This window comes from Geomesophilobacter sediminis (genome assembly GCF_016458275.1).
Taxonomy (GTDB): domain Bacteria; phylum Desulfobacterota; class Desulfuromonadia; order Geobacterales; family Geobacteraceae; genus Geomesophilobacter; species Geomesophilobacter sediminis.
The window spans coordinates 12,593-35,211 of the sequence record NZ_JAEMHM010000001.1 but is presented as its reverse complement, the minus strand read 5'-3'; the positions used below and the strand labels follow the sequence as shown (position 1 = coordinate 35,211).

The 22,619-nt window shown below is 62.0% G+C and carries 20 protein-coding genes and 1 tRNA gene; 7 read left to right on the top strand and 14 right to left on the bottom strand.

What is annotated here, in order from left to right; genetic code table 11:
• Positions 1-69 precede the first annotated feature (69 nt).
• From JFN93_RS00160 to JFN93_RS00150, 3 genes are all read right to left on the bottom strand, one after another.
• A complete protein-coding gene (locus JFN93_RS00160; RefSeq protein WP_199381954.1) occupies positions 70-1,860 on the bottom strand; it encodes a nickel-dependent hydrogenase large subunit in 1,791 nt (596 codons plus the stop codon).
• Positions 1,847-2,920, bottom strand: coding sequence for an NADH-quinone oxidoreductase subunit B family protein (locus tag JFN93_RS00155; RefSeq protein WP_199381953.1), 1,074 nt, complete (start codon positions 2,918-2,920; stop codon positions 1,847-1,849). The genes JFN93_RS00160 and JFN93_RS00155 overlap by 14 nt, the downstream gene beginning before the upstream one ends.
• A gap of 216 nt (positions 2,921-3,136) precedes the next feature.
• The gene (locus JFN93_RS00150) at positions 3,137-3,970 is read right to left on the bottom strand and encodes a formate/nitrite transporter family protein (RefSeq protein ID WP_199381952.1); all 834 of its coding nucleotides are present in this window, start codon (positions 3,968-3,970) and stop codon (positions 3,137-3,139) included.
• A gap of 201 nt (positions 3,971-4,171) precedes the next feature.
• On the opposite strand from JFN93_RS00150, the gene JFN93_RS00145 reads away from it, so the two are divergent.
• A complete protein-coding gene (locus JFN93_RS00145; RefSeq protein ID WP_199381951.1) occupies positions 4,172-5,203 on the top strand; it encodes a coiled-coil domain-containing protein in 1,032 nt (343 codons plus the stop codon).
• A gap of 73 nt (positions 5,204-5,276) precedes the next feature.
• On the opposite strand, the gene JFN93_RS00140 is transcribed toward JFN93_RS00145, so the two are convergent.
• Both JFN93_RS00140 and JFN93_RS00135 read right to left on the bottom strand, forming a co-directional pair.
• Positions 5,277-6,518: a sensor histidine kinase gene (locus JFN93_RS00140; RefSeq protein ID WP_199381950.1), complete on the bottom strand. Its 1,242-nt coding sequence runs from the start codon at positions 6,516-6,518 to the stop codon at positions 5,277-5,279.
• A gap of 863 nt (positions 6,519-7,381) precedes the next feature.
• Entirely contained in the window at positions 7,382-8,998 is a 1,617-nt protein-coding gene (locus tag JFN93_RS00135) for a methyl-accepting chemotaxis protein (protein ID WP_328753136.1), read from the bottom strand.
• A 617-nt stretch (positions 8,999-9,615) separates the two neighbouring features.
• On the opposite strand from JFN93_RS00135, the gene JFN93_RS00130 reads away from it, so the two are divergent.
• Both JFN93_RS00130 and ric read left to right on the top strand, forming a co-directional pair.
• The gene (locus JFN93_RS00130) at positions 9,616-10,815 is read left to right on the top strand and encodes a sensor histidine kinase (protein ID WP_199381949.1); all 1,200 of its coding nucleotides are present in this window, start codon (positions 9,616-9,618) and stop codon (positions 10,813-10,815) included.
• Positions 10,790-11,515, top strand: a complete 726-nt coding sequence (gene ric, locus JFN93_RS00125) for an iron-sulfur cluster repair di-iron protein (RefSeq protein WP_236021458.1) — start codon at positions 10,790-10,792, stop codon at positions 11,513-11,515. The genes JFN93_RS00130 and ric overlap by 26 nt, the downstream gene beginning before the upstream one ends.
• 114 nt (positions 11,516-11,629) lie before the next feature.
• On the opposite strand, the gene JFN93_RS00120 is transcribed toward ric, so the two are convergent.
• Entirely contained in the window at positions 11,630-12,250 is a 621-nt protein-coding gene (locus tag JFN93_RS00120) for a cysteine hydrolase family protein (protein ID WP_199381948.1), read from the bottom strand.
• Positions 12,251-12,402: 152 nt separating this feature from the next.
• Positions 12,403-12,879, bottom strand: coding sequence for a GNAT family N-acetyltransferase (locus tag JFN93_RS00115; RefSeq protein WP_199381947.1), 477 nt, complete (start codon positions 12,877-12,879; stop codon positions 12,403-12,405).
• A gap of 127 nt (positions 12,880-13,006) precedes the next feature.
• Between JFN93_RS00115 and JFN93_RS00110 the strand changes: the two genes are divergently transcribed.
• On the top strand, positions 13,007-14,014 hold the full coding sequence (locus tag JFN93_RS00110; RefSeq protein ID WP_199381946.1) for a GlxA family transcriptional regulator: 1,008 nt from the start codon (positions 13,007-13,009) through the stop codon (positions 14,012-14,014).
• A 54-nt stretch (positions 14,015-14,068) separates the two neighbouring features.
• Here the strand turns inward: JFN93_RS00110 and JFN93_RS00105 are convergent, their stop codons facing one another.
• The gene (locus JFN93_RS00105; RefSeq protein WP_199381945.1) at positions 14,069-15,697 is read right to left on the bottom strand and encodes an NAD(P)/FAD-dependent oxidoreductase; all 1,629 of its coding nucleotides are present in this window, start codon (positions 15,695-15,697) and stop codon (positions 14,069-14,071) included.
• A 245-nt stretch (positions 15,698-15,942) separates the two neighbouring features.
• A tRNA-Gly gene (locus JFN93_RS00100) sits at positions 15,943-16,017 on the bottom strand.
• 677 nt (positions 16,018-16,694) lie between these two features.
• Here JFN93_RS00100 and JFN93_RS00095 point away from each other — a divergent pair.
• The gene (locus JFN93_RS00095; protein ID WP_199381944.1) at positions 16,695-17,126 is read left to right on the top strand and encodes an acyl-CoA thioesterase; all 432 of its coding nucleotides are present in this window, start codon (positions 16,695-16,697) and stop codon (positions 17,124-17,126) included.
• Entirely contained in the window at positions 17,123-17,335 is a 213-nt protein-coding gene (locus JFN93_RS00090) for a hypothetical protein (RefSeq protein ID WP_199381943.1), read from the top strand. The genes JFN93_RS00095 and JFN93_RS00090 overlap by 4 nt, the downstream gene beginning before the upstream one ends.
• Positions 17,336-17,353: 18 nt before the next feature.
• Here the strand turns inward: JFN93_RS00090 and gluQRS are convergent, their stop codons facing one another.
• The 5 genes from gluQRS to JFN93_RS00065 form a co-directional block, all read right to left on the bottom strand.
• On the bottom strand, positions 17,354-18,301 hold the full coding sequence (gene gluQRS / locus JFN93_RS00085) for a tRNA glutamyl-Q(34) synthetase GluQRS (protein ID WP_199381942.1): 948 nt from the start codon (positions 18,299-18,301) through the stop codon (positions 17,354-17,356).
• Between the two features lie 138 nt (positions 18,302-18,439).
• Positions 18,440-18,751: a pyrimidine/purine nucleoside phosphorylase gene (ppnP, locus tag JFN93_RS00080; RefSeq protein WP_199381941.1), complete on the bottom strand. Its 312-nt coding sequence runs from the start codon at positions 18,749-18,751 to the stop codon at positions 18,440-18,442.
• 98 nt (positions 18,752-18,849) lie between these two features.
• Positions 18,850-19,197: a hypothetical protein gene (locus JFN93_RS00075; RefSeq protein ID WP_199381940.1), complete on the bottom strand. Its 348-nt coding sequence runs from the start codon at positions 19,195-19,197 to the stop codon at positions 18,850-18,852.
• A 307-nt stretch (positions 19,198-19,504) separates the two neighbouring features.
• Positions 19,505-20,917, bottom strand: a complete 1,413-nt coding sequence (gene glnA, locus JFN93_RS00070; RefSeq protein ID WP_199381939.1) for a type I glutamate--ammonia ligase — start codon at positions 20,915-20,917, stop codon at positions 19,505-19,507.
• A 38-nt stretch (positions 20,918-20,955) separates the two neighbouring features.
• On the bottom strand, positions 20,956-21,294 hold the full coding sequence (locus JFN93_RS00065; protein WP_129126904.1) for a P-II family nitrogen regulator: 339 nt from the start codon (positions 21,292-21,294) through the stop codon (positions 20,956-20,958).
• Between the two features lie 629 nt (positions 21,295-21,923).
• Here JFN93_RS00065 and JFN93_RS00060 point away from each other — a divergent pair.
• Positions 21,924-22,613, top strand: coding sequence for a M23 family metallopeptidase (locus tag JFN93_RS00060; protein WP_199381938.1), 690 nt, complete (start codon positions 21,924-21,926; stop codon positions 22,611-22,613).
• Positions 22,614-22,619: the final 6 nt, after the last annotated feature.

The window sequence follows — 22,619 nt, the reverse complement described above, 5'->3', positions numbered from 1 at the left end:
CTCCCCCTTATCCGGAGATAAGGACCTTTTTCCATCCGGCGAGCTGGATTCGGCCGGGGAGGTGCGCCCCTACCGTTTCATCCTCCCGTTCAGACCAAGGGTCGGGATGTGGGACTCCTCGATCACCTTTCCCTTCCCCAGGTACATGTGCACGCCGCAGGGGAGGCAGGGGTCCAGGCTGCGCACCGTTCGCAAAATGTCGATCCCCTTGAAGCCGTCGCGCCCGTTCTCCTCGAAGATGGGGGTGTCGACGATGGCGTCCTCCATCGGGCCGGCAATACCGTTGCTGTCGGTAGGACTCGCGTTCCAGCAGGTAGGGGGATACGGGTGGTAGTTGGCGATCTTCTTGTCCCGGATCACCAGGTGGTGGGAAAGCACCCCGCGCACCGCTTCGTGGAACCCCACCCCTACCGCCTCCTCCGGAACCTGGAAATCGGCGAAGGTCCGGGTGCGCCCCTGGCGGATCTCGCCCAGCGCCTGGTCGATGAAGTAAAGCGCCATCCCGGCCGCGTAGGCGATGAAGTAGATCCGGGCCCGGTCCCGCTCGATGGTGTTGCACCACTTGGGCACCTTCCACTCGAATACGACCTCCGGGAGCTCGGCGCTCTTGGGAAGCGAGATCCGGATGCTCTCCCCGGTCGCCTTTACGTACGGCGTGTCCACCAGCCCGGAGAGGGCCGTCGACCAGAGCCGGGCCAGCGGCCCGCCGCCGGTCTCCAGCGGGAACATCTCTCCGGTCGCGGGGTCCTGCCAGCGCGGGCTCATCACCCAGCTGTAGTTTCCCCCCTCGAAGTTGCGCTTTTGGGGCGCCGGGATGGTGGTCTGGTTCCAGGGGTGGCGGTGGTCCACCGGATTGCCCAGCGGATCGCGGGTGACGAAACGCTCCTCCTGCTGCCAGTCCTGGTAGTAGGAGCTCCCGAGCAGGATGCGCAGCCCCAGGTTGATGTCCACCAGGTCGTTGGTCACGAGCTTGCCGTCGACGACCACCCCCGGGGTGACAAACATGGCGCGCCCCCAGGTCCCCATCGTCTGATAGCGGTAGTCGTTAACCGCCGGGTCCTGGAACGATCCCCAGCAGGCAAGCTGGATGCGGCGCCGCCCCACTTCCTCATAGCCCGGCAGCGCCTCGTAGAAGAAGTTGAAAAGGTCGTCGTTCATCGGGACCGCCCGTTTCACGAAATCGAGCACGCTCAGCAGGCGGTTGAGGTAGTCGGTGAAAAGCTGTGGCGAGGCCACCGTCCCCACCCCGCCGGGGTACAGGGTGGAGGGATGGACGTGCCTTCCCTCCATGAGGCAGCACATCTCGCGGGTGACCCGACCCATCCGGAGCGCCTCCTGATACATCTTCCCTTCGAAGGGGTTGTACGCCCGCATGATGTCGGCGATGGTCTTGAACCCGTGCAGGGCGGCGTTCGGGGCCTCGGCGGCCTCCGCCTTCCCCAGCAGGCCCGGATTGGTCTCCTTGACCATCTGTTCGCAGAAGTCGACCAGAACCAGGTTGTCCTGGAAGATGGTGTGGTCGAAGATGAATTCGGCCGCTTCCCCCAGGTTGACGATCCACTCCGAAAGCGCCGGGGGGTTGACCCCGTAGGCCATGTTCTGGGCGTAGACCGAGCAGGTCGCGTGGTTGTCGCCGCAGATACCGCAGATGCGGCTGGTGATGAAATGGGCGTCGCGCGGGTCCTTCCCCCGCAAAAAGACGCTGTAGCCGCGGAACAGCGACGAGGTGGTCCGGCATTCCGCCACCCGCCGGTTCTCGAAGTCGATCTTCGTGTACACCCCCAGGTTGCCGATGATCCGGGTGATCGGGTCCCAGTTCATGTCCACCAGATTGCCGTTTCCCCCCTTAATCGTCTCCACGTTTCCCTCCTTTCCCCGCGCAGGTTCCGCTGCACGGACGGTAGCCGCTGGTCAGGACCGGCCCCCGGTGGCGCCATTTCGGCTCCTCGTTGACGGTGGCGTTGGTGATCGCGCGCAAACGGCGGATCATCGGCCCGTAGGTCATGGTGATGGTGGAGGAAAGGCTCGCCCCCGGCGGCTCGTCCATGAACGGCATGAACTTGTCCGGGAAACCGGGCATGGTGCAGCCGATGCAGATCCCCCCCACGTTGGGGCAACCACCCACCCCGTCCATCCAGCCGCGCTTGGTGACATTGCAGTTCACCACCGGACCCCAGCAGCCGATCTTCACCTGGCACTTGGGAGAGTTGTAGTCGTGGGCGAAGTCACCCTGCTCGTAGTAGGCCGCACGGTCGCACCCCTCGTGCACCGTCTTGCCGAAGAGCCAGGTGGGACGAAGCTTGTCGTCCAGGGGGATCATCGGAGCGTCTCCGGCGATCTGGTAGAGGAGCCACAACAGGGTTTCCATGAAGTTATCGGGCTGAACCGGGCAGCCCGGGACATTCACGATGGGGATGCCGGCCGCACTTTTGAAGTCCCAGCCCAGGTAGTCGGCAAGCCCCATGGCACCGGTGGCGTTTCCTGCTATGGCATGGACGCCCCCGTAGGTGGCGCAGGTCCCGGCAGCGACTACGGCGAGCGCCCTGGGCGCCAGGCGGTCGATCCAGGCGTTCAAGGTGATCGGCTCCCCGGTCACCGGGTCGTTCCCCATCGAGGTGAAGTACCCCTCGGGATGGATCTCCTCGTTGGGGATGGAGCCTTCCACCACGAAAACGAAGGGCCCCAGTTCGCCGCGGGCGGCGGCATGGAAGGGAGCCATGAACTCGTCCCCGGTCTGCCGGGCGAGTACCTTGTTATGCAGGTGCACCTTGGGTAGCCCCGGGATGAGCCCCAGGACGATGCTTTCGATGGCAGGAAGGGTCGCTGCAGTGACCGAGACCGAATCCCCGTCGCAACTCATCCCCTCCGAGGTCCAGAGGATATGGACCTCGTCGATGCCGCTCTTGGTCGTTTGGGCCATGATCCACCTCCGCTGCGCTTGATGGGTGCGGAAACAAAAAGGCCGGCACTGAGACCGGCGAATTGGAAGAATCTAATTCAATACTTGACGAATTCAACTCCCCGAAGCAGTTTTTTTCCTCCCCCGCGTGCCTGCCCCCCAGTATTCCCGAAGGGAGGCTCCCCCCTCCCCTACATCCGTTGGCCGCGGCGGGGCACGAAGTGCCACCCCTTACCCTCACCGCCCTTTCCGCCCCGCCACGACCTGCGCGTGGTTCAGCGCCGCAACCAGTGCCACCCCTCCCAAAATGTTTCCCGCCAGGGCCGGCAGCATGTACCCCACCAGGCATTCCGCGTAGCCCGCGGCCCCGTTCACCGCGAGGTAGAGCACCTCGGCCGAGCCGGCGATGATGTGCGACATCTTTCCCAGACCGACCAGGTAGGTGATGATCACGATGGTGGCCAGCCGCGAGGATTCCGAGCCCGGCAACAGCCAGACCATGAGTGCGATCAACCAGCCGCCGAAGATCCCCTTTAAGAACACCACTCCCGCCCCGGGAGCGAGCGCCTCCATCCCGATCTGGCGGAAGCTCTCCAGTACCTGGGGATCGAAGACCGGGGGGCGCAGGGACAGGGCGAAGAACCATACCCCCAGGCTGTTGGCGAGCAGGACTACGATCCAGAGCCGGGCGACGTTGAACAGGGTGGTCCGGTCCTTGTGGTGCAGCAGGGGGAGGACGACGGTGAGGGTATTTTCGGTGAAGAGCTGCTGGCGCCCCAGGATCACGATGAGAAAGCCGAGGGTGTAACCGAGCTTGGTGATCAGGGGACGCCAGGGCAGGTCGGGGAGGTGCGCCTGCAAAAGCCCCTCCCCCAAGAGCGAAAAGCCCATGGAAAGGCCGGCGGCAAGACCGGACCAGGCCAGGGCGGAGGAAGGACGTTTCAGCTCGTCTTCCCCCTCCTTTCGGACCGCGGCATGGACCCCAACGGCAGCGATGCTGGTCGCTTCCTCAGCCTTGTGCAGTTCCTCGGGAGTCGGCTCGAAAGGGTCATTTCCATCGGAAGGCGCCAAGGTTCACCTCCTATGACCTGCGTAGATGGACTCAGGTCACGGGGCTTCGGCAGCAAAAAGTGAGGTCAGGAACGAGGGTTCTTATACCATGCCAGCGGGTTGAGACAACAAGCAGGAGGTTGCACATGGCCGATACCGGAGGGCTCTTCTGCCGGTGAGCGGAGCACTCCTGCGGAAGAAAGGGCTCTGCAGCTTGGGAGGGTGGCTCTGCAGCTTGAGAAGGGGCCTCTCCAGCTTGAAAAGGGGGCTCTCCAGCTTGGGAGGGAGGCTCTGCGACTTGGGAGGGAGGCTCTGCGGCTTGGGAGGGAGGCTCTGCGGCTTGAGAGGGAGGCTCTGCGGCTTGAGAAGGGGGCTCTCCAGCTTGGGAGGAGGGCTCTGCGACTTGGGAGGGAGGCTCTGCAGCTTGGGAGGGGAGCTCTGCGGCTTGAGAAGGGGGCTCTCCAGCTTGGGAGGAGGGCTCTGCGGCTTGAGAAGGGGGCTCTCCAGCTTGGGAGGGGGGCTCTGCAGCTTGGGAGGGAGGCTCTGCGGCTTGGGAAGGAGGCTCTGCGACTTGAGAGGGAGGCTCTGCGGCTTGAGAAGGGGCCTCTCCAGCTTCGGGGGGGGGCTCTGCAGCTTGGGGGGGGGGCTCTGCAGCTTGGGAGGGGAGCTCTGCGGCTTGAGAAGGGGGCTCTCCAGCTTGAGAGGGGGGCTCTCCAGCTTGAGAGGGGGGCTCTCCAGCTTGAGAGGGGGGCTCTGCGGCTTGAGAAGCGGGCTCTCCAGCTTGGGAGGGAGGCTCTGCGGCTTGGGAGGGTGGCTCTCCAGCTTGAGGGGGGGGCTCAGCGGCTCGTGAAGGGGGCTCTTCGGCTTGTGAAGGCAGTGATCCTGCGGGGACGACGACCGGTGGTCAGCCAGGCCTTCGCCCGGTCAGCGTATATGCAGCAGGGGATGTACCGGAGCCGCAGCTACGCCGAAGTGGCGGCACTGGCGGTGCGGAAGATGCTGGAAGGAAAGCTTGCGGCGGGAGAGCTCGCAGAGTCGGCCGGAACGGCAAAGGTCGAGGCGAGTTACGATGGTGGCGCCGGGTCGCGGATCACGGTGACCGCCGACAACGAAGGACTGCAACAACTTCTCGAAGACCGGAAAGCGTGGTCGCTGGTCCCGGCCCCGGGTCAATACCAGCTGTACTACCGCAAGGTGACTTTCCAGGTAAGCCTCAACCACGACGCGGTCCGCGTCGGCCTCTCCCCGCAGTAACCGAGAAGCGCCTAGGCGCACCGGCGCGGGCAAGATCAGACGGATCGGTCCGATCGGACCGCGCGCTCTCCCCTCACCCCACCGTGAACGAGAACCTCGCCCCGCCGTCCACCTGCGACTCCGCCCAGATCTCGCCGCCGTGGCGCTCCACGATCCGCTTCACCGTAGCCAGCCCGATCCCCAGTCCCCCGAATTCCTTGCCGTGCAAGCGCTGAAACACGCCGAAAAGCTGGTCCCCGTAGGCCATATCGAACCCCACCCCGTTGTCGACCACCTCCACCACGGTCCGCCCCCCCACTTCCCGGCTGGCGAGCTCGATCCGCGCCGTCTCCCGCTGCGAAGTGTACTTCCAGGCATTTTCCAACAGGTTTCGCAGCAGCGCCCACATGAGCATCCGATCGGCTTGCAGCACGATGTTCTTTTGGATCACGCATTCCACCCGGCGTTGCGGCTCGGCCTCCTGGAACTGGGTCAGGATCCCCTCGGCGAACTCACTCAGGTACACGCGTTCCCGTACCACCTCGGAGCGCGCGATGCGGGAGAGGTTAAGGAGGTTATCGATCAGGCTTCCCATGTGCGAAGTCACCTCGCAGGCCCGGTCGATGTAGCGGATCGCCTCTTCCGGCACTTCCCCCCCGAAGTCCTCCTTGAGAATGGAAAGGTACCCGTTGATATGCCGCAGGGGCGACCGGAGATCGTGGGAGACGGTGTAGCTGAACGATTCCTGCTCCCGCAGGGCCGCTTCCATCTCGGCGGTTCGAGCCTGAACCCGGCGCTCCAACTCCTCGTTGAGCTGGGTCAATTCCGTTTCCAGCCGGCGCCGCTCGGTGAGATCGATCAGGACGGCACGGCAGTCGTTGCCGGAACGGGAGGTAGTTGCCTCGATCCTCAGGTAGAGCGGCTCCTCCCCCTGCAGCACCGTCGCGTCACATACCGATTTCCCGCTGGCACCGAATACCTGCTGCACCGTGGCGCGGACCGCAGGACGCCCCTCGGTCACCAGCATCTCGAGATGACGTCCGATGAGGCAGGAGCGCGGGGTACCCAGCATGGCGGCGGCGGTCAGGTTGGCGGCCCGGATCACGCCGTCGTAATCCAGGGTAAGGAAGCCGACCGGGGCAAAGTCGTAGAAATCGGCATAGCGCTCCAGGGCCGCTTCGACCTCCAGCCGCGCGTTGACGATCTCCTGGTTCTGCATCTCCAGCTTGATCTGGTGGACCTGCAGTTCGTGGAGCAGCCGCTGCGACTCTTCGACACTGAGCGCGCGGCCCCCTTTTCGTATCTCATCACTTAAAAGCGACTGATCCTGCATCATCCCTCCGGTGTCCTTTGCCCCGTTAGGCCCAAGCCTCGCGCACCCCGGTCGTAGCTTCCTCCCGCACCGCACTCATCAGATCTTCGTTGGCGGACCGAAGCTCATGTAGGCAGCCTGCGCCGCATCCTGCACCAGGATCAACCCGTCGGAAGAATCGGAATCCAGATGCGGCCATGAAGGCCAGGCCGCTTTCCGACGGTTTCCGTTCCAGGAAAGCGCTCTAACGGCTGGATCCCTCCTGCGGAGACACCGATCCCGATGATGGACCGGCTGGGCACCTTTAGTGCCGCAAGGCAGAGGTGACGTGGCGTTTGGCATGAATCAACGTACCTTTGAATAAAGTTCCCATCGGCACGGCAGTTTTGCAGGCAAATTCCTACCTCGCGTGACAGCAAGGGATGTAATGGGTGGCTTTCATCCAGCATTACTGCCATTAACTCCTTGAAAATACAGCGCTCACCCTGCAGGAGAGGCCAATGGCGGCAGATTGTAAGCAATTTATGAAAGTAATGCAACACAAGATACGGTCAGGAATGAAGCAGGTGACTGGAAACCGGAGGGAATACGATGAAAGAGTTCCCCCGTCCCGGCACAAGACAACAGGCAAAGCACAGGACGAGCAGCGGAGGCGCTCCGGCAACTGCTGTTGCGGGGATCGGGGGTCGAGAGGTGCCCATGAAGCCACTGCGGCAAAGAAACCGATCAAAGGTATCAGGCTGTTGGAGCCGCCACGAAAAAAGAGCGGCATTGCCGCCGCGATCGTCTGCACCTGATCGCGACGGCAATGCCGCTCCTGCTTCCTGGGCCGAACTGACTAGCCCCCAGCCCCTAGCCCCCAGCCCCGACGTTTCCCCCTCCGGTCCCTAGGCCGCCTTCTCCAGCAGCTTGAACTGGGAGACGATCTGGCGCAGATCTTCTGAGAGCGAGGAGAGCTGGTTCGCCGCCTGGGCCGACTCCTGCACCCCTTGGGAGGTCTGGGCGAGGACGGTGTTGATCTGGTGGATGTTGCCGCTGATCTCGGTGGTGGTCGCCGTCTGCTCCTCGGCGGCGGTCGCCACCTGGTGGATCTGCCCGGTCACGTCGTTGATCATCACCAGGATCTCCTGCAGCGCCTGGCCGGATTCGGCCGCCTTGTCGCTCCCCTTCGATACCTCGTGCACCCCCTGGTGCATCGCCTGCACCGCAGTCCCGATTTCCTGCTGGATCCCCCGGATCATGTCGGAGATCTCCCGGGTCGCTTTGCTGGTCCGCTCGGCGAGCGCCCGGACCTCGTCGGCGACGACGGCGAAGCCGCGCCCCTGGTCCCCGGCCCGAGCCGCCTCGATCGCCGCGTTCAGCGCCAGGAGGTTGGTCTGGTCGGCGATGTCCTCGATGGTGCCGACAATCTCCCCGATCTGCTCGGAGCGGGTCCCGAGGCTCTCGACGGTCTGGGCGCTCTCCTTGACGCGGCTGGCGATGTTGTTCATGAGCACGATGGTCTCATCGACCACCCGCGCCCCGGAAGCGGCGGCCTCCGAGGTCTGGCGGGACCCCTCCGCGGCGCGGGCGCAGTTTTGCGCTATGTCTCCGGAGGTCACCGACATCTGCTCCCCCGCGGTCGCGACCGAACCGGCCTGCTCGGCAACCCGGTCGGTCCCCAGCGCCATCCGCTCCGCGGTGGTATGCAGATGCGCCGAAGCGGCCGCCACCCGGTGCGTGGTCTGTGCGGTCCGGTCGATGATCAGGTGGAGTTTCTCCATGAAGACATTGAGCCACTTCGCCACCTCGCCGATCTCATCGTGGCTGCTGTCGTCGAGGCGCTTGGTCAGATCGCCCTCCCCGTGGGCGATGTCCTCGATCATCTCGCACATCCGCCCCAGCGGCAGCAGCGATTGCTTTACCAGCAACAGCGTCACGAAGGAAAGTCCCGCCGCCAGCACCACGGCGATTCCCGCCACCACGTACTTGAGCCTTTCGTAGACCGCCAGGTACTCGCTCACCTTTTCTCCTACGTACAGTGCCCCGATCACCTTGCCGTCGCGGTCGACGACCGGCTGGTAGGCGGTGAAGTAGGGAACCCCGAGGATCTCCACGATGCCGCTAAACGGTTTTCCCTGCCCGATGACCGCGTCGTAGGCCGGTCCCTTCAGCTTGGTCCCCACTGCCCGGCTGCCGTCCGGCTTCAAGACATTGGTCGAGATCCGTTCGTCCTGCATGAATATGGTCGCGGCGCCGCCGAAGAGTTCTTTGATCCGGTCCGGAATCTCGAAGTTGCCGTTGATGGGATAATCACCGGCAAGCAACTTGCCATCCGCGATGTGCATCTCCGAGCCTTTGCTTTGCAACAGGTACTGCATTGTTTTCATTCTTGATTGCAATGCAGCCTCTGCCTTGCTGCTCAATTCCTTCTGCATCTGGTAGAGACAAAGAAAGGACGTAGTGGCAATAGCAATAAATACCGTCAATACAACGCCAGCAGAGATTTTCGTTGAAATTTTCACGTTTCACCCCGATTACAATTAATACAATTTTATATGTGAATCATTTTGGCAAGGTGTGCGTCAAAATGTTACAGCAGTTGTAATTAGCATACTTACAGATCTTCGTAATTAAGCTCTAACACTATCGTCACGTATTCAGTACACTTTAGCCTTCTCAGCGTATACAACAAATATGCCGCGTATACATTACTTGCGCCTTTTTTTCTGCAGGTCCGGTTACTACAAAAAAAGAGGGGGTTGGCTCAAAAAGCCAACCCCCTCGCCCTATCCATGTGCCGCCAGCTTCAGGCCAGCCGGAACTGCCCCATCAGGCCGCGCAGCTCTTCACTCAGGGTCGACAGCCTCTTGGCCGCCTGTCCCGACTCCCGGGCCCAGTTCGCGGTCTTACCGGTTGCTTTAAAAAGGGCGCCGAAAGATGCCTGAAAGCGACTATCATTTCCATTGCGCTCATCCTTACGCAAACGTTATAATTACAATGCATTCCATGGTTCCACCCCCGCTCTTTTGTCGACAGGGGCCGGCCGGGCGGTAGGACGCGGCCTCCGGGCGGCGCCATCAGCTTAGAGACGCCGAGCAGCACCGGATGCGGTGAAACGACTATCTATCGCGAGAGTCCCATGACGACGAGAGCCCAATCCAGCCTGTTTACCCTCGTACTGCCGATCATCCTGATCGGCGTCATCGGTTCCCTCGACTATCGTCTCGGCTTCGGGTTCAACCTCTTCCCCCTCTACCTGGTCCCCCTGGCCATCGTGGCCTGGCAGCGCCGCATGGCAGAGATCGTTTCCGTTTCGCTGCTGGCAGGGATGGTCATCATCCTGAAGGTTTTCCTCACCAAGCACCTCTATGCCCATCTCTTCTTCTGGTACTGGGACGCCGTGGTGAAGGTCACCTTGCTCGTCCTTTTCGGTCTCGGGCTGGGGCGGATCCGGCAGATGCACCTGCTGCAACAAAAGCAGAACATCGCCCGGATCACCGAGCTCAACATGTCGCTGCAAAGGCAGGTGGAGCGGCTCACGGAGGCCAATCGGGAGAATGCCGAGGTAAGCTACACGATCTCCCACGACTTGCGGGCGCCGATCCGCCACATCCTGGGATTTGTGGAACTTTTGGCGGCGCGGAACCGCGACCTCGACCCGAAAAGCCGGCACTACCTGAAGGTCATCGCGCAGTCGGCGACCAAGATGGGGAACCAGATCGACGGCCTGCTGGCCTTTTCCCAACTGGGGCGCACCGAACTGCTGCTGCAGCGCACCGATCTTGACGCCACGGTGCACCGGATCGTCGAGCAACTGAGCGAAAGGGAGCCCGGACGCGCGATTGCCTGGGAGATCGCGCCGTTGCCGGACGTGGTCGGCGACCCCGACATGCTGCGCATGGCCTTTTACAACCTCATTGCCAACGCGGTGAAGTTCACCCGCTCCCGCCCCCGCGCCACCATAGCGATCGGGACCGTGGAGGATCCCGCCGAGACCGTCATCTACGTAAAAGACAACGGGGTAGGCTTCGACATGCGCTACCGGAACAAGCTCTTCGGCATGTTCCAGCGCCTGCACCCGGGGGAAGGGTTCGAAGGGACCGGCATCGGCCTGGCTCACGTGCGCCGGATCATCGAACGCCACGGCGGCCGAATCTGGGCCGAAGGGAGTGTCGACGGCGGGGCCACCTTCTGGTTGTCGCTGCCGAGAGTGGCCGCAGGGGCGCCGGCACCAAACCGCGCCGGCACCAGCACCACCAATGCCCGTGGCCGCTTGAGCCATGGGGAAACGAAAGCAAACAGGGAGAATAACGATGCATCGAGAAGAGAAATCGTTTGAGGATATGATGCAACAAACCGTCGGCGAGTTTGTCGCAGGGGATTACCGTACCGCCGCTGTTTTTGAAAGACACGGCATCGATTTTTGCTGTGGCGGGAACGTCACCCTCGACGAGGCGTGCCAGGAGAAAGGGGTCGAGCCTACGCAACTTTTGCGGGAGGTCACCGAAGCGACCGCCCAGCCCCTGGAGCGGGGGCAGAATTTCGCCACCTGGGAGCTCGGGTTTCTGGCCGACTATATCGTCAACACCCACCATACCTATGTCCGGGAGGAGTCCGGAACCATTGCCGGATACGCCCGGAAGATCGCCGAGGTCCACGGCGGACGGCACCCGGAACTGCTGCAGATTGCGGACATCTTCGACCGGATTGCCGCGGAGCTGAAACAACACATGCATGACGAGGAGGAGACGTTGTTCCCGGCGGTCCGGCGTCTGTCCGCGGCGGGTCGGGAAGGAACCGGCGCGGCGGCGGAAATGGACGCCCTGCGCAGCTCGTTGCGGACCTTGCGCCACGAGCACGACCAGGTTGGCGCCGCGATCCATGAGATTCGCGCTCTCGCCCACGACTATGCCGTTCCCGACGATGCCTGCACTACGTTCACGCTGACCTACCGCAAGCTGGAGGAGTTCGAAGACGACCTGCACCTGCACGTGCATCTGGAAAACAACATCCTGTTCCCGAAAGCGGAGAAGCTGTAAGAGGTTGCTCGTCCCCATGCAGGAGGAAACTCCGCGCCGGGCTGATCGGTCCGATCCGACCGACCGGTCCGATCAGCCCGGCGCGGGACAAAAAAAGTTCCTGCCCCTTCCCCATTACTCAATCCCCCTCCCCCGCCGGCTCGAAGCGTAGATACTGTCCCGCTCCGGTTCACGGCCGGTCTCCAGCACCTCGATCCATTCTTCGGTGGTCATCACCGCGGCAAAGCGCGACTGCAGCACCACCGACACCACCCGGTGGATTTCCTCGCCACTGGCGCGTCCGGCCCGGTTGGCATAGGGGAGCGAACCGGTGGCGTCCGAGAGGAACTCCACCTTGAAGCCGCGGTGCACCGCCTCGATCGCCGTCGACAGGTCGCAGTTGTGGCTCATGTAGCCGACGATGGTGATCGTGGTGATGCCGTTCTCTCTCAGCCACGCCTCAAACCCCGGCGCGGAAAAGGTGCTGGGCATGTTTTTCCTGAAGTAGTGGTCCCAGCCGCGCGAGGCAACCACCGGGTGCAGCTCCGCGCCCGGAGTCCCTTCGGCGAAGATCGGCGCGTCCGGTGCGTTGATGTTCTGCACCGCCACCACCGGGACACCCCGCTTCTTCGCGGCATCCATGGCACGGCCGATATTGGCCAGCGAGCCTGCTATCGGCGGATGGGCAATCGGCAGGTTGCCACCGTCATAGTCGTTTTGTACGTCAATCACGATAAGAGCACGTTCGTTTTTCATGGCTTGGTCTCCTTTCCCATTAACGATGGGCTTTCCTGGGGGAGCGCCGTTCCCGGCGGGAATACGCACGAAAGTGATTACCGCCTTCGTCGGTTCGCGCCTGGAAAGGGGCTCCCACCGTGTAATCAAGCGGCCTCAGTCACCGCCCCACCTTACTTTGCGTCCAATGCTCCCCGGTCCAGATCCATGGCAATGAATTCCACCACCGCCCCCTGCACCGTCTTTAGCAGCGTGCCTCGCTCGACGAAACCGAGCCGGCGGTAGAGGTTGATCCCCCGGGTGTTGCTGGTGCGTACCACCAGGTGGATCCGAGTCATGTCCTGCGCCCGGAATCCCTCCGCCAGGGTCAGCCGGGTGACCTCTCCCCCCAATCCCGCTCCGGTCCGGTCCGCGCGCAGGGCAATGCGGAACTCCGCCTCCTTGGGCGCCGTCTCGATCAGCATCGAAAAGGCGACCAGTTCCCCTTCCAGGTGCGCCCCGTACAGATGCGCCTCCGGTCGGCCGGCGTACTCGGCCAGCCACCCCTGCTCGCGCAGGGCGTAATCCATCTGCTCCATATCGCCCGGGTACGGCGGCCATTGGGCGATCAACGGAATGCTTTCCGGGGCCAGCGGCTTGAGCGCGATCATCTCCCACCTCCAACAGTCATGTTTCCGGTTCTCGTTCATCAGTAAGTGGATTATGAGCCAGCGGCCGCGGGAAAAACAGTGGCCTGAATGCCATTATGTGATATGATTGGGTCATTCCGGAGGAACTATGACCAACGAGACCATCGCCGTCATCGCCTTTGATTCCATCAGCGCCTTTCACCTTTCGGTGCCGTGCGCGGTCTTCGGCACCGTCCGGCGCGTCGGGATCACGCCCCCCTTCGACGTCATCGTCTGCGCCGCCGAAGCCGGTCTCCTGCGCAGCGACGCCGGGATCGGAATCGTGGCCGGGCACACCCTGGACGACGTGGCGCGGGCCGGCGTCGTCATCGTCCCGAGTTGGCGCGACACCGACGAGGAGCCGCCGGAGGTGCTTCTGGAGGCACTCCGCGCGGCGCACCGGCGCGGCGCTGTCGTAGTCGGGCTCTGCCTGGGGGCATTCGTGCTGGCAGCGGCCGGGCTGTTGCAACACCGCCCGGCGACGACGCACTGGGGCTGGACCGGGGAATTGGCCCGGCGCTACCCGGACGTCGCGGTGCGGCCGGACGTGTTGTATGTGGATGACGGGGACGTGATAACTTCGGCGGGCGTCGCGGCGGGAATCGACTGCTGCCTGCACCTGCTGCGGAGACTGCGGGGGGCGGAGGCGGCGGCGCACGTGGCACGGCGGATGGTCGTGCCGCCGCATCGGCAAGGGGGACAGGCGCAGTACATCGAGACCCCGGTCCCCAAGGAGCAAAACCGGGACGGGTTTTCCCGGCACCTGGAATGGGTACAGCAGCACCTGGACCAGCCGCATACCATCGATGCGCTGGCGGAGCGTTGTGCCATGAGCCGGCGGACCTTCACCCGGCATTTCCGGCAACGCCTGGGGACCACGTTATCCGAGTGGCTGACGGCGCAACGGCTCGCCCTGGCCCAGCGGCTTTTGGAGACAACGGACAAGCGGATCGACGTGGTGGCTCAGGAGGCGGGGTTCGGCTCGGAGGTGACCTTGCGCCAGTACTTCAGCAAGACGCTGCTGATCTCGCCGGTGCGTTACCGCAAGGAGTTCCGGGGGCACCTACGGCAGGAACAGGATGAGGAACGCCAGGTAGCCGAGCAGGAAAGGCTTTGACCGGGACCGGGTCCCGAACGCCGGCACGACGGTAGGACCATGGGCCGAAAGTCGCTACTTTGATTCGTGATAATCCTCTTCGGCGTTGACCGCCCAGATATTCCCCTTGTCCGTTTTTCCCGCAATGATGTTATCCACGGCAGTCATAGCGGTAAGCATGGAGTGGTCGGCGTTATTGTAGCGATGCATGCCGTTGCGCCCGATCAGGAAAAGGTTCTCGAAACGGTCGACATAGCCCCGGACCACATCGAAGTCGTCATAGCTGCCAAAGTAGGCGGGATAGGCTTTAGGCATCCTCAAGACCGTCCAATCCAGAACGTCCCGGTGGTCGATGATGTCGATACTGGCGAGCTCATCGATGGCAAACCGGGAGAAATCTTCATCGGACATGGTCCAGAGCTCGTCGCCTTCGTTGCAGAAGTATTCCAACCCGATCCAGACGGTGTCCGGGTCCTGAACCAGGTAGGGGCTCCAGTTGTTGAATACCTGGAGCCGGCCCAGCTTCACGTCCCTTTCCTGAATGTAGATCCAGTTGTCCGGCACCAGGTCATTGACGGTCTTCAGCTTGGTCTCGTTTTTGATCGCCAGTTTCTTCAGCAGCAGACCGACGGTGATGAAATCCCGGTAGACCAGTCCAGCGGCAACCTTTTTGACCTCTTCTTCGTTGCAATCGCCCATCGCGGTGATCAGCTCCCGCACCGGCATGGTGGAAAAGAAGTAATCGGCCCCGTGCCGGGATATCTCCCCGGTTTCCTCGTTCCGGACCAGCACGGCGGTCACCCGGGTCCGGTCCGTCTCGATTCCAACCACCTGCCGATTGAGCACCACGCTGCCGCCGTTGGCGCGGATCCGTTCCGCCGCCGTTTCCCACATCTGGCCCGGCCCGAGTTTTGGATAGTGGAACTCTTCGATGAGGCTCGTTTCCACCTTTTTCGGGCCGGCGTCGCCGGGAGACGGAAGGAGTTTCTGCAACGCATGCAGCACCGTCTTCGTTACGGACAGTCCCTTGATCCGCTGAGCCCCCCATTCCGGCTTGATCTCGCGGCAGGGAACCCCCCATACCTTCTCCGTGTAGTCCTGGAAAAAGGTACCGTAGAGCTCCCTCCCGAAGCGATTGACGAAGAAATCCTCCAGTGACGCCTCGGTGCGCCGGGGAGCCAATTGCACCCGCAAATAACTCAGACCGATCTTCAGGATGCGAAGCGCCCCGAGGTTGGCGATGGTGTCCCAGGTGAGGCTGATGGGGTAGTTGAAGAATTTGCGCAAAAAGAAAATGCGGGAGAGACGACTCCGGACCAACATCACGACGTCATCGGTTTCCGGGTCCGGGGCGGGAACGGTTTCGGGCGCAACGGCACCGATCGCTCTTTGTCGGCAGCTCGTCGCGAGGGGAACCTGCCGGCCGAGGATTCGGTCGTCCCTGGCCGGCGCGCCCTGAAGCGGAAAAAGGTTTTGCCACCAGGCCATGACCCGGCTCGACTTCGAGAAAAAACGGTGCCCACCGATATCGATCCGGTTTCCTTTGTAGACGACCGTTTTCGAGATACCGCCGATGTCATTGGTCGCTTCAAAGACCAGCGGGACGATACTGGTTCGGTCCAGCAGCTCATAGGCGGCAGTCAAACCGGCAGGGCCGGCGCCAATTATGATTGCTGACTTGGCATCTGCTTTGTTCTTCGACATGATGTCCTAGCGTGTACCGTGGTGGTTATTGCCTGTCGACAGGACCAGACCTTCATAATGCGCTGATGACTGCCTGTACCATAAAATCGGGGAGGACGGCAAGGCAATCCATCGGCCCGTACCCTCAGGGAAGGAAGATCGCCGGGAGCCGGTCGGCCGCACGCTCCCAGCAGAAACGACAAAGCCCGAGGCATCAATGGATGCTCGGGCTCGATCTTAAAAAGCTAGGCTTTGGAATTGTTATTTGGAGCGGGAAACGGGGTTCGAACCCGCGACTTCAACCTTGGCAAGGTTGCACTCTACCACTGAGTTATTCCCGCTCAGAGCCTCTTCTTATAGCAAATCGATTTTCGTGAGTCAACAGTTTTTTGATTTCACATTGGAGCAATCAGAAAGCTCACCGCGGCGTACGCAGAGTTCCGCAGAGAAAATCGCTTATTCTTGTGGGGGCACTTCCCTGGAAGTCCCCTCCCCTTCAACGGGGCTGGGTGCGTAAGCACAGCTTGCAAGACAGGGCGAGGATGGGGGTCTTCTTTGATACCTTTCCCAGCACATCTCACACATCCCATCCTCAGCACTCCACCCTGGAAACTCGGACTGAATCAAACTGATCATCTCTGAATGCACGCCCTCCGAAGCCGCCTGCACCAGCTCCTCCACCTCCACCCCGCAGATCGGACACGGCACCAGGCCCGGCACACGCTCTGCCATCTCGGAGGCAAGCTGAAAGCGTCTTCGATCGCAATGCGCTCCCTGTAAGATCTCCCGCAATTTCATCTCACCACAACGTGCTGCTGTCATATTCCCCCTCGAAGCTGCCGCGGCAGATCATAGCGGGAAACGGCGGCTCAATCAAGACAAACACCGGCGGCAAAGCCCCCCGGTTCTATCGTGCGGGAAATGCTTCCTGACTGACGGCCGCCTGGGCTATACTGGGGCGTACCCTGCAGGTTCAGTCGGCGCACGCACCGATAGCATAGCGAGACGGAGACATTACATGAACGAAAGACAGGCGATGCTCATCGAAACCCTCCTGCCCAAGGACACCAACAGCTACGGGAGCATCTTCGGCGGCGTCATCATGAGCATCATGGACAAATCGGCCGGCGTCGTCTGCTGGCGCTATTCCAAAAGTCGGGTCGTCACCGCCTGCGCCCAGCGCATCAGCTTCCACACCCCGATCAACGTCGGCGAGGTCGTTTACTGCCGCGCCAGCATCGTTCACGTCGGGCGCTGTTCGATGGAGGTCGAGGTCGAGGTGGAAGCCGAAGAGGTCATGGTAGGGGTCAAGCGCCTTGCGGCAACCGGCAGTTTTACCATGGTCGCCATCGACGAGACCGGCAAGCCGACGCCGGTCCCGGCCTGGCACCCGGAAACCGAGGCAGAGAAGGCAAAATGGCACGAAGTGGAGCGGAGGAGACGCGGGTGAGACTGGTCGCGATCTTTCTGGCGGCGGCACTGCTCGCCGGCTGCGAGTCGGTGCAGGATTCGCTGGTGCGGCAATATTTCCTGGATCAGGGGATGAGCGACCAGTACGGGACCTACATCAGGGAGGAGCTGGAGCGGAAGATGGCCGCGCCGCCCCCGGCCAACCTGGCGCCGCGGCGGATTGCCCCGCAGTCCCTGGACCAGGGATAGTTGCCGGGAGAGGGTACTTTAAAGGGTGAAGGGGCCGGAATCGGCCGGAATGGCGGAAACGTCGAGGTATTGGACGCCCCAGGCGAGGATTTCGGAAGCCGGGGCGTTACTGATTTCGGTGGGCGGCTGCTGGCCCAGGAAGTTGAGGGCGGCGCAGAGAAGTTGCCCCCCTGCGCGAGACAGGTCGCGCCCCTCGGAGAGGGAGACCGAGTTGTCGCGCTTGCTGAGTTTCCCACCCTCCGCTCCGGTGACCAGGGGGAGGTGGGCGTAGACCGGCGTCGCATGGCCGAGCAGCCCCTGCAGGTGAATCTGCCGGGGCGTGGAGCTCAAAAGATCGGCGCCCCGCACGATCTGGTTGACGCCGGAGAGGGCGTCGTCGATCACGACCGCCAAGTGGTAGGCATAGGGACCGTCGGCACGTTGAATGACGAAATCCCCGCACGCCGCGCCGAGATGCTGGGAGTAGTTCCCCATGATCTGGTCCCGAAACGTCACGATCTCATCGGGGACCAGCAGGCGCAGCGCGCGCGGCACCTTCCCGGGGGCAAGCCCGCCCCGACAGAGCCCGGGGTAGACCAGGCCGTCCTCGTGGGGGGCCGATGCGATCCGGGCGATTTCGGCCCGGGTGCAGCCACAAGGATAGGCAAAACCCTTCCGCGACAGCTCCTCGACCGCCGCCCGATAGATCTCGTTGCGGCGGCTTTGGTACCAGATCTCCCCATCCCACTGAAACCCCAGCGACTCCAAGGTCCGCAGCATATCATCCGCAATGCCGGGAACCACGCGCGGCAGGTCCAGGTCCTCCATGCGGATGAGCCACTTCCCGCCGGAATGTTTCGCGAGGAGGTAGCTCCCCAGCGCCGCGACCAGCGACCCCACATGCAAAGGCCCGGTCGGCGAAGGGGCAAAACGCCCGACGACCGGAGTATTGCGGGATGTAGAAGGTGATCTTTCCTGCGATTTCATTTTCTTCCTGAATCAACCGGAGCCAGATACGGTAGGAGCGACATTCTGGTCGCGATTTTTTGCCGGAGCTGCCGCCGAAGCGTTGGCGAAGGGCGGAGGATCGCGACGGGAATGTCGCTCCTACGGGGATGGAACCTATTACCCGAACGAGCAGACGTAGTCGGCAAGAACGGTGACTTTCATCTCGAAGCTGGAGTTGCCGGGAATCTGGAAGGACTCCCCCCCCTTGACCGGAACCCACTCGGTGGCGTCCGCGATGCGAACGGTCATCTCGCCGGCAAGGATCTCCATGATTTCGGGAGCGCCGGTGTTGAATTTATAGTCGCCCGGCAGCAGGATCCCCAGAGTTTTTTTGGTGCCATCCGGAAAGATCACGGTGCGGCTGGTGCATTTGCCGTCGAAGTAGACGTTGGCTTCTCTTACTACGGTTACGTTGTTGAATTCAGACATGATTCCCTCCGGTTATAAATAGGCGGCCAAAACCGCCGATGTTCTTTCGCGAGACAGGGGTTTAAGTCCCCCTTTGATAAAGGGGGGATGTTGGTGAGCTACAGCGACCACTCCCCCGCTTCCCAGCGTTTGAGCGCGGCCTCGGCGCGAAAGCCGATCATCCCCGGCAACGTGGACAGCTTTTTGAGCTGGGCGCTGCAACGCTTCGGTTCCAGACGCATGCAATAGACCGCTACCATGCCGGAAACCGCCGGATCCGGGTGGTCGAGCAGGGCAAGCAAGCGATCGATCCCCCCTTCCTTCTTGAGGGCGGCAAAGTACCGGTTCAGATCCGTGACCTGGGCCGCCGCCTCGAACTCCGCCATCTCTTCGATCGCCTGCGCGTGGGCGAGAGACGCCTTGGCGAACCACTGGACGAGTTTTTCCTGTCTTTCTATTGGCTGCATCGCGCCCCCTCCCCGGAAACCGGCCGGTCTCCACCAAGGGCCGGCACCAAACACAGACGTTAGCACGATTGTCGGCGGTGCTTCAAGAAGGAAAACCGAGGGCATCGGGGCATGGACCGGGGAAGCGCCAACCCGTTGGGCGCGCCATTCCCGGCGCGATCAGCGGTGGCCATGCGCGCCAGAAATGGCGCGCCCACAGCCATGGCGCCCCCCTGTTCCGTTAAGGGGGACCTCCCTTCAGCCGGACAAAAGAAAAGGCGGAGGATTTCCCCCCCGCCTTTTCCTGCTGCTATCGCCGCCTCGACGATTAGATGTCGAAGTACAGGGCGAATTCGAGCGGTACCGGACGCATACGGACCGGGTTGACTTCGGCTTCGGTTTTGTACTCGATCCACTTCTCGATGACGTCCGGGGTGAAGACATCGCCTTTGAGGAGGAAGTCGTGGTCCTCTTTGAGGGCGTTGAGCGCTTCTTCCAGGGTGCCCGGAGCGGACGGAATGGTGGCGAGCTCTTCCGGAGAAAGACCGTAGATGTCCTTGTCCAGCGGCTGGCCCGGATCGATCTTGTTCTCTACGCCGTCCAGGCCGGCCATCAGCATGGCGGCGAAGGCGAGGTAGCCGTTGCAGGACGGGTCCGGAGTACGGTACTCGATGCGCTTGGCTTTCGGGTTGGAGGAGAACATCGGGATACGCAGCGAAGCGGAACGGTTACGGCTGGAGTAAGCCATGTTCACCGGAGCTTCGAAGCCCGGCACCAGGCGCTTGTAGGAGTTGGTGGTCGGGTTGGTGAAGGCGCACAGGGCACGGGCGTGCTTGATGATGCCGCCGATGTAGTAGAGAGCCATCTGGGAAAGCCCGCCGTATTTGTCGCCGGCGAAGAGGTTGGTGTTGTCTTTCCACAGGGACTGGTGGCAGTGCATACCGGAACCGTTGTCGCCGTAAAGCGGCTTCGGCATGAAGGTAGCCGTCTTGCCGTTGCGGTTGGCAACGTTTTTGATGACGTATTTGAACCACTGGAGCTGGTCAGCCATGTCGACCAGCGAGGAGAAACGCATGTCGATTTCGGCCTGGCCGCCGGTGGCGACTTCGTGGTGCTGGCACTCGACGCGGATGCCGACTTTCTGGAGCTCGAGAACCATCTCGTTACGGAGATCGTTCTGGGAGTCGGTCGGGGCAACCGGGAAGTAGCCTTCTTTGTGGCGCGGCTTGTAGCCCAGGTTCGGGAACTCTTCGCGGCCGGTGTTCCAGGCGCCTTCGACGGAGTCGACAGCGTAGAAAGACTGGTTGGCGGAGGAGTCGTAACGGACGTCGTCGAAGATGAAGAATTCGGCTTCCGGTCCGAAGTAGGCGGTGTCGGCAATGCCGGTCGATTTCAGGTAGGCCTCAGCCTTGCGGGCGATGTTACGCGGGTCGCGGCTGTAGTCTTCCTTGGTGATCGGATCAAAGATGTTGCAGATGAGGGAGAGCGTCGGAATCGCGGTGAACGGATCGAGCTTCGCGGTAGCCGGGTCCGGAATGATGATCATGTCGGAAGCGTGAATCGGCTGCCAGCCACGGATGGAGGAGCCGTCGAAGCCCTGGCCTTCCTCGAAGGTATCCTCACCGAACTCGCTGATGGGTACGGTGAAGTGCTGCCAGATGCCGACAAAGTCCATGAACTTGAAATCGACCATCAGCACGCCATTTTCTTTGGCAAACTCCACTACTTGTTTAGGTGTCATCTACGATTCTCCTTTGACTAGATGAGTAAGATCAGCGACTAAAGCGCGTCTTCGCCGCGCTCGCCGGTTCTGATCCGAACTACTTCTTCCACGGGGGTCACAAAGATTTTCCCGTCGCCGATACGGCCGGTCTTTGCCGCCTGCTCGATGGCGTCGACAACCTTGGAGACAACTTCGTCCGACACGATGATTTCCATCTTGATCTTGGGGATGAAATCGACAACATACTCGGCACCACGGTAGAGTTCGGTGTGGCCTTTCTGCCGACCGAATCCCTTTACTTCGCCGATGGTGATGCCCTGGATTCCGATCTCGTTGAGGGCTTCTTTGACTTCGTCGAGTTTGAAAGGTTTTATGATTGCTTCAACTTTTTTCAAGGCTCAAACCTCCAGATAGGGCATTGGCAGCGCCGCCGAATTATAGTGACCTTGCCCCCAAAAAGCAAGCTAATTACCAGAGCTTCACAGTTGCAGACCATCTACATGCAAATCATTCGCCAGACAGGTAGTCGCAAAAATAAATCCAGTGGAGCTGGGAGGTTAGTAGAAAAAGCTAACCCTCAAGTCCTGTTACTCAGCAGCCGATAAGCCCAAAAAAGATGCAAACCCGGACAGTATCTGCCTAAATGGAAGGCATTTGCAAAAAAGATGAGCACAAAAACGAGCACCCCCTCAGCGGGTAGCTAACGGCTGCCGATCTGGCAGCACGGAAAACAGCACTGGTGTGGGAGCGCCGTTCCTGGTGCGGACCGCCGCAGGCGGCAACGACGGAGGCGGTTGATCGCCCACAAGCCTAGGCCTACACGTTTCCGGCCAACCTTGTTTGTCATCGATACCGATCGCGACAGGAATGTCGCTCCTACAGGGGAAATCGGTGGCCCGGCATTTTCCGCCACCGCGCCCGCGTGGTGATCGGTTACCTTGCCTTCCCAGGCGCAACCGTCTATAGTTGCCTCCACTGTCAGAAACGGGCCGCCGTTAATAAGCACCGGCCTCCGCGAGACCTCATGATGAAAAGTATTTACATAGCCGCCCCGGCGGCCGCCCTGGCGACAGCTTTGCTGATGCAACCGGTACCGGCCCGGGCTGATTTCTACCGCTACCTCTCCGAGGACGGCGTGGAGACCTTTACCAACACCCCGACCCAGCCGCGCGCGGTGAAGATCATGCGCGAGGGGAAAAAGGCGAAGCCCAAACCGGAACCGGCGGAGAGCGCGGCGGTCGAGGGGGACCCGGTCCTGCCGGTAAAGGGGAACATCACCTCCGGTTACGGCTGGCGCCACGACCCGATCGACGGCGGCATCCGCCACCACAGCGGGGTCGACATCGCGGTCCCGTCCGGGACTCCGGTGAAGGCGATTGCCGGCGGGAAGGTGGTATTCAGCGGGGCGCGCGGCGGTTACGGTAACCTCGTCGTCATCGACCACGGTGACGGAACCCAGTCGCTGTACGGGCACAACTCGGAGTTGAACGTCCACGTCGGGGAAAAGGTCGCGGCGGGAGAGGTGGTTGCCCTCTCCGGATCGACCGGGCGGTCGACCGGCCCCCATCTCCATTTCGAGCTCTGGAAAAACGGCGCCAACATGACCGAGGCCTACTTGAAAAACGGCAGCGGCGTCCCCGAAGTGGCGATGACCGGCAGCATCAGAAGCTACATCCACAAGGACGGTTCGCTGGTCTTCACCAACATCCACTAGGCCGCC